The sequence below is a fragment of the Dietzia sp. DQ12-76 genome, from assembly GCF_014145045.1.
GTDB lineage: Bacteria > Actinomycetota > Actinomycetes > Mycobacteriales > Mycobacteriaceae > Dietzia.
Window position 1 is genome coordinate 1 of record NZ_JAALDV010000249.1, and the last position, 6,714, is coordinate 6,714.

Sequence of the window (6,714 nt, forward strand, 5' to 3'; positions counted from 1 at the left end):
CACTCGCGGAGTGGGCGGATCGAGCCGAGCAGGCGGCGTCGACGAGCGGTCGAGCGGGTGTCAGGACCGGGCGGCACTGAAGGCCGCCCACCTGTCCAGGAGTCGGGCGGCCTCGCCGTCGTCCACCGCCTTCGCGGCGCGCTCCACCGCCGACCTCATCGCCGGCACGAGGTCCGCACCCCGCTCGAGGCCATCGAACGCCACCAACGCCGCCGCGGAGTTGAGCAGCACCGCGTCCCTGACGGGACCTCTCACGCCCGACAAGAGTTCCCGGGCCACCGCCGCGTTATGTCTCCCGTCGCCCCCGCGCAGTTCCTCGATCGCGCAGGTGGCCATCCCGAAGTCCCCGGGAGAGATCACGTCCTCGTCCACGTGGCCGTCGGTGACACGCAGTACACGCGTCGGTCCCGTCATCGTGATCTCGTCGAGACCGTCGGAGCCACGCACCACGAGCGCCGATCTACCCCGAAGCGCGAACACCTCGGCCATCACGGGCATCAGGCTCTCGAACGCGCACCCGATGAGGTTGGCGGCGGGTGCTGCGGGGTTGGTCAGTGGTCCCAGGATGTTGAACACCGTGGGGATCCCGATCTCCCGGCGGGGTGCGGCGGCGAAGCGGAGCGCCGGATGGAACACGGGCGCGAAGCAGAAGGCCACACCCACCTCGTCCACGCTCCGTGCGACGTCATCCGGTCCCAGGTCGATCGCGACGCCGAGAGCCTCGAGGACATCGGCCCCACCGCTCTTCGACGACGCCGCACGGTTGCCGTGCTTGACCACGGGCACCCCGCAGGCACTCACGACGAGAGCGGACATCGTCGAGATGTTGACCGTTCCCTGCCGGTCACCACCGGTCCCGACGATGTCGACGCAGGACCGGGAGGTCGGCACCCTACGGGAGTAGTCGAGCATCGTCGAGGACAGGGCGTCGAGCTCCGCGCCCGTCACACCCTTCATGTCGAGTGCGACTCCGAACGCGGCGATCTGGGCGTCCGTCGCGAGACCTTCCATGATCCGGGACATCGCCCAGCGGGCGTCAGCCGGTTCCAGGTCCCGACCCGACGTGAGCGTGCCGAGTACCCCGGGCCAGGACCGGCCCTCGTCGAACGCTGCAGAACTCCCCACGTGTCCCGACCTCTCTCCCTGGATCCCGGCGGTCCGTCACCCTCGCGACCGCGCACTGACAATCGTGCCACCAGCCACCTCATCGGTGCGGCGCGGACTCCCATCTCCGGGACCCTGAAGTCGACCGCCGGAAAGGCTGAGAAGCCCCTGATACCCCTGCACGGGGTGCGTCGTCGGACGCACTTTCCGGGAGTTCTAGGAACGACCTGCGAAAACACTGTGGGGACACGCCGAAATCGGGGGTCCCTGCAGCCTCCGCCCACCTCAGGGGTCATACTTGGCCTCGTGACGAGCGCAGTGGATAACTCAGGATCGGCGATGGCTCAGCGCGTTCATTCGCTGAACCGTCCGAACATGGTCAGTGTGGGCACCATCATCTGGTTGTCCCAGGAGTTGATGTTCTTCGCGGGGCTGTTCGCGATGTACTTCGTCTCCAAGGCGAACTCGGGAGGTGACTGGCCCTCCTACCCGACGCACCTCAACGTCCCGTTCGCTCTGACCATCACGGCGATCCTCGTGGCGTCCTCGGTCACCTGCCAGATGGGCGTCTTCGCCGCCGAGCAGGGGGATGTCTTCGGCCTCCGTCGCTGGTACATCATCTCGGCCCTGATGGGCACGGTCTTCCTCATCGGCCAGGCCTACGAGTACTACGAGATGTATCTCGAGGGCACCACGATCTCGTCCAGCGTCTACGGTTCGGTCTTCTTCATCACCACCGGTTTCCACGGCCTCCACGTCGCGGCCGGCGTCCTCGCGTTCGTCGTACTCGTCATGCGGACGACGATGTCCCGGTTCACCCCCGCCCAGGCCACCGCGGCCATCGTCGTGTCGTATTACTGGCACTTCGTCGACGTGGTCTGGATCGGCCTCTTCGTCACCATCTACTTCATTCAGTAGTCAGCTGGCCGCAGGACGCTGCGTCCAGCAGGTCCCAACTCCAAAGGGAACTCACAATGAACTCACCTCACCCACCCGCTGCGGACACGCCGTCGCCGGAGCCCGCGGTGAACCCGGCACGTCCGGCCTCGTCGAAGCGTCGCCGTAAGGCGACGGGCGCGCTCGTCATCGCCGCCGGTCTGCTCGGCGCCGGGGCCATCGCCACGGCCGTAGTCCCCGAGCCCCAGGTGGCCACGGCCCAGCAGGACCAGGCCGCGCTCATCGCCGAGGGCAAGTCGATCTATGACGTCGCGTGCATCACCTGCCACGGGCAGAACCTGCAGGGTGTCGAGGACCGCGGCCCGTCGCTGGTCGGCACGGGCGCGGGGGCGACCTACTTCCAGGTCCACTCCGGTCGTATGCCCGCCGCCAACAACGAGGCCCAGGCCGAGCGGAAGAAGCCGCGCTACAGCGAGCACCAGATCATCGCGCTCGCGGCGTACGTCGATCTCTTCGGTGGTGGCCCCGAGATCGTCACCGATCCCGACGGTTCCATCGCCCAGGAGTCGCTGCTGGGGGCCTCGGGCGAGGCCCGGGCCGAGGAGATCGCGCGTGGTTCCGAGCTCTTCCGGCTCAACTGCGCCTCCTGCCACAACTTCACCGGTCGCGGTGGCGCGCTGTCGGCGGGCAAGTACGCCCCGATTCTGGACCCTGCCAACGAGCAGGAGATCTACCAAGCGATGCTCACCGGGCCGCAGAACATGCCCAAGTTCTCGGACCGTCAGCTCACGCCTGACGAGAAAAAGGACATCATCGCCTACATCAGGGACACGGACTCCAAGGTCTCCCCCGGCGGTTACGCGCTCGGCGGACTCGGCCCCGTGACCGAAGGTGTGGCCATCTGGCTAGTCGGCATCGTCGCCCTCATCGGTGCGACCCTCTGGATCGGATCCCGTTCATGAGTGAGACCCCCAAGAACCCGTCCGCCGCGGACCTCGACCGGATGAGCGACTCCGAGCTCGTCCGGCTGGGTACCGAGCTCGACGAGGTCGACGTCCGATTCCGCGAGGGACGGTGGCCGGAGGGTGTCACCTCCCGTGCCGAGAAGCGCGCCGCCCGCATCGTCACCACATGGTTCGCGCTGTCAGCGGTCCTCGCGCTCGCCTTCGCCGTGATCTATATCGCGTGGCCGTGGGAGTACCGCGGGCAGGGCGAGGACGGCTACTGGCTCTACATGGCGTACACGCCTCTGCTCGGCCTGACGATCGGACTGTCGATCCTGTTCCTGGGATTCGGGGCCGTGCAGTTCACCAAGAAGTTCATCCCGGAGGAGATCTCGGTCCAGACCCGCCACGACGGGCCGTCCGAGGACATCGACCGTCGGACGATCGTCGCCGGTCTCAACGACTCGTGGAAGACCTCGACCCTCGGTCGCCGCAAGGTCATGGGCGGGTTCCTCGGTGCGAGCGTGGCTCTCATCGGGCTGTCCGCGATCCTGCCTCTCGGGGGCATGATCAAGAACCCGTGGCGCCGCGGGGAGATGACCATCGCGGGAGACGGCACGCTGCACACCACGGGGTGGACCCTTGCCTCGGACACCCGGCCGGACGGGCTCCCCGCCGAGAAGGTGTACCTCGGTCGCGACACCGGCAAGGTCTTCCCTGACGGCCATCCGCCCGCGGGTGAGGGTCGCCTCGAACGGATCCACGTCGAGGACCTGGCAGCCGGCGGACTCGAGTCGGTGTTCCCGCTCCCCGCGAGCGCGTTGGGCGACTTCGAGGAGCACATGCACTCGATCCACGGAGCTCGGAACTCGGTCATGCTGATCCGCTTCCGCCCGGCCGACTCGGCCAAGGTGATCAAGCGCAAGGGCCAGGAGAACTTCAACTACGGCGACCTCTACGCCTACTCGAAGATCTGCACACACCTCGCATGCCCCACCTCACTGTACGAGCAGCAGACGCACCGCTTCCTCTGCCCGTGCCATCAGTCGCAGTTCGACGCGCTCGAGTACGCGAAGCCGATCTTCGGCCCCGCCGCGCGCGCACTGCCGCAGTTGCCCATCGCGGTTGACAGCGAGGGATACCTCGTCGCCAACGGTGACTTCATCGAGCCGGTCGGACCTGCCTTCTGGGAGCGTCGTTCATGAGTAACAACACCAAACTCGCGGAGGTCGGGAACAATCTCGACTCGCGATACACCATGGCCAAGGGCATGCGCCGGCAGATCAACAAGGTCTTCCCCACGCACTGGTCCTTCCTGCTGGGCGAGATCGCCCTGTACAGCTTCATCATCCTGCTGATCTCGGGTGTGTACCTCACGCTCTTCTTCGACCCGTCGATGTCGAAGGTGATCTATCAGGGCGCCTACGCGCCCCTCAACGGCATCGAGATCTCCCGTGCCTACGAGACCGCGCTCAACATCTCTTTCGAGGTCCGTGGCGGGCTCTTCGTCCGTCAGATCCACCACTGGGCGGCGCTGCTCTTCGTCGCCTCGATGGTCGTCCACATGATCCGGATCTTCTTCACCGGCGCGTTCCGTCGCCCGCGTGAGGCGAACTGGGTCATCGGCTGTGTGCTGCTGCTGCTGGGTATCGTCGAGGGCTTCCTCGGCTACGGCCTGCCGGACGACGTCCTGTCGGGTACCGGTATCCGGATCACCTCAGGCATCATCGTCGGACTCCCGGTCATCGGGACCTGGATGCACTGGATGATCTTCGGCGGGGACTTCCCCGGCGATCTCCTGATCCCGCGCTTCTACATCCTGCACGTGCTGATCATCCCCGCCATCATCCTGGCGCTCATCGCCGCGCACCTCGCGTTGGTCTGGTACCAGAAGCACACGCAGTTCCCCGGGCCCGGCCGCACGGAGAACAACGTCGTCGGCGTCCGCATCCTCCCGGTCTTCGCGGTCAAGTCGGTCGCGTTCGGCGCCATCACCGTCGGCATGCTCATGCTCTTCTCGGGCATGTTCACGATCAACGCCATATGGAACCTGGGGCCATACAACCCATCCCACATATCGGCCGGCTCGCAACCCGACTGGTACATGTTGTGGACCGAGGGCGGCGCGCGAGTGATGCCCGCGTGGGAGATCTACCTGGGCAACTACACCATCCCCGCGGTGCTCTGGGTCGCCGTGATGCTCGGCGCGATGGTCGTGATCATGTTCCTGTACCCGTGGATCGAGGCCAAGCTCACCGGCGACACCGCGCATCACAACCTGCTCCAGCGTCCGCGCGACGTGCCGGTTCGTACCGCGGCCGGTGTCATGGCCATCACGTTCTACGTGATCCTTGTGTTGATGGGATCCAACGACCTCATCGCCTATCACTTCAACATCTCACTGAACGCCACCACATGGGCGGGACGGATCGGCCTCATCCTTCTGCCGCCGCTCATGTACTTCTTCACCTACCGGCTCTGCCTGGGCCTCCAACGGGCCGACCGGGAGGTTCTGGAGCACGGAATCGAGACCGGCATCATCATGCGGATGCCGCAGGGCGAGTTCGTCGAGGTCCACCAGCCGCTCGCGGGGGTCGACGAGCACGGACACGCGGTGCCGCTCGAGTACGCCGGTGCCAAGGTGCCCACGAAGATGAACCAGCTCGGTGCCGCCGGTCGCCCCCCGCGTGGTGCACTGACGGCGGACCCGGCCGACGAGGTCCACATGCTCGACGAGTCCGAGCACGGCAAGCACGACCGGGAGCACTCGATGCTCACCACGTTGCAGGAGGAGAACCGTACTCGTCGCCACGAGTACTGATCCTCCGACGACATACGACAGCGGGCCGGGCCTCCGACAGGAGGATCCGGCCCGCTGTCGTTTCCTCTCGTCGCCGTTTCCGGGGAGCTCGGCTGAAGGGAGCTCGGCTCAGGGGGCGACGGCGAACGGATCCACCGGGATCGACTCGCCGGCCATGTCGGCGACAGCCCGGAAGGCCATCGTCATGCCCGACCCCAGGGGTACGCCGGGGCCGGGGTACGCCTCACCTGACACCGACGCCGAGGAGTTGCCCGCGGCGTACAGGCCCGGGATCGGGGCGCCGTCGGTATCCAGCACGGCGCCGTGGTGGTCGGTCACCGCGCCCCCCTTGGTGCCCAGATCCCCGAGGACGAGCCGTACGGCGTGGAAGCGCTCGCCCTCGAGTGGCCGCAGGCACTCCTCAGGTGACGACGCACCGAGGAAGAAGCGGCCGTAGGGATCCTCACCCCGACCGAAGTCATCGTCCTGTCCACGGGCGGCGAAGCCGTTGTACCGTGCGACGCTCTCCCCCAGGACGACCTCGTCGACGCCGATGGCCTCCGCCAGTTCCCCGATCGATCCGGCGGTGCGCCAGAGACCGGCCTCGCGATGCTGATCGGGATCGGGGCCGGGGACGCAGATCGCCGGGTACCCGCCCGCCTCGACGTCGTCGAAGACGAACCAGAACTCCTCGCCGGCACCGTCGTCCATCCGAGCGCGCATGCGCCGGCCCATCTGGTCGTACGGCAGGAGTTCGTCGGCGAATCGCCGGCCGGTGCCGTCGACGATGATCCCGGAACGGAAACCGAGCGTGAACGCGGCGCGACCGTTCGGGAACAGCGTTGCCGGGCACCACCACGACTGGTCCAGCAGGTCCAGTAGGGCTCCGGCCTCGTCGAGCATCCGGACGGCGTCACCGGTGCCGGTATCCGGGTGGGATGCCGACCACGCGGCGGTCGGCATCCGCTG

The 6,714-nt window shown here is 67.0% G+C and carries 6 protein-coding genes; 4 read left to right on the forward strand and 2 right to left on the reverse strand.

Features of this window, described 5'->3' with window-relative positions:
• Window positions 1–60 precede the first annotated feature (60 nt).
• On the reverse strand, window positions 61–1,125 hold the full coding sequence (gene trpD, locus G6019_RS09225) for an anthranilate phosphoribosyltransferase (protein WP_107756195.1): 1,065 nt from the start codon (window positions 1,123–1,125) through the stop codon (window positions 61–63).
• Window positions 1,126–1,410: 285 nt separating this feature from the next.
• Between trpD and ctaE the strand changes: the two genes are divergently transcribed.
• Genes ctaE through qcrB form a run of 4 tightly spaced genes read left to right on the forward strand, consistent with a single transcriptional unit; the run spans window position 1,411 to window position 5,766 of the window.
• Window positions 1,411–2,022, forward strand: coding sequence for an aa3-type cytochrome oxidase subunit III (ctaE, locus tag G6019_RS09230; protein WP_031264477.1), 612 nt, complete (start codon window positions 1,411–1,413; stop codon window positions 2,020–2,022).
• Window positions 2,023–2,078: 56 nt separating this feature from the next.
• Window positions 2,079–2,963 (forward strand): cytochrome bc1 complex diheme cytochrome c subunit, encoded by an 885-nt coding sequence (gene qcrC, locus G6019_RS09235; RefSeq protein WP_031264478.1) that lies wholly within the window; start codon window positions 2,079–2,081, stop codon window positions 2,961–2,963.
• Entirely contained in the window at window positions 2,960–4,150 is a 1,191-nt protein-coding gene (qcrA, locus tag G6019_RS09240; protein ID WP_182612968.1) for a cytochrome bc1 complex Rieske iron-sulfur subunit, read from the forward strand. Before qcrC ends, qcrA begins: the two co-directional genes overlap by 4 nt.
• The gene (gene qcrB / locus G6019_RS09245) at window positions 4,147–5,766 is read left to right on the forward strand and encodes a cytochrome bc1 complex cytochrome b subunit (protein WP_107756193.1); all 1,620 of its coding nucleotides are present in this window, start codon (window positions 4,147–4,149) and stop codon (window positions 5,764–5,766) included. The genes qcrA and qcrB overlap by 4 nt, the downstream gene beginning before the upstream one ends.
• A gap of 108 nt (window positions 5,767–5,874) precedes the next feature.
• Here qcrB and G6019_RS17260 read toward each other — a convergent pair.
• A partial coding sequence (locus G6019_RS17260) for an FAD-binding protein (RefSeq protein ID WP_241725963.1) occupies window positions 5,875–6,714 on the reverse strand: 840 nt, incomplete at its 5' end.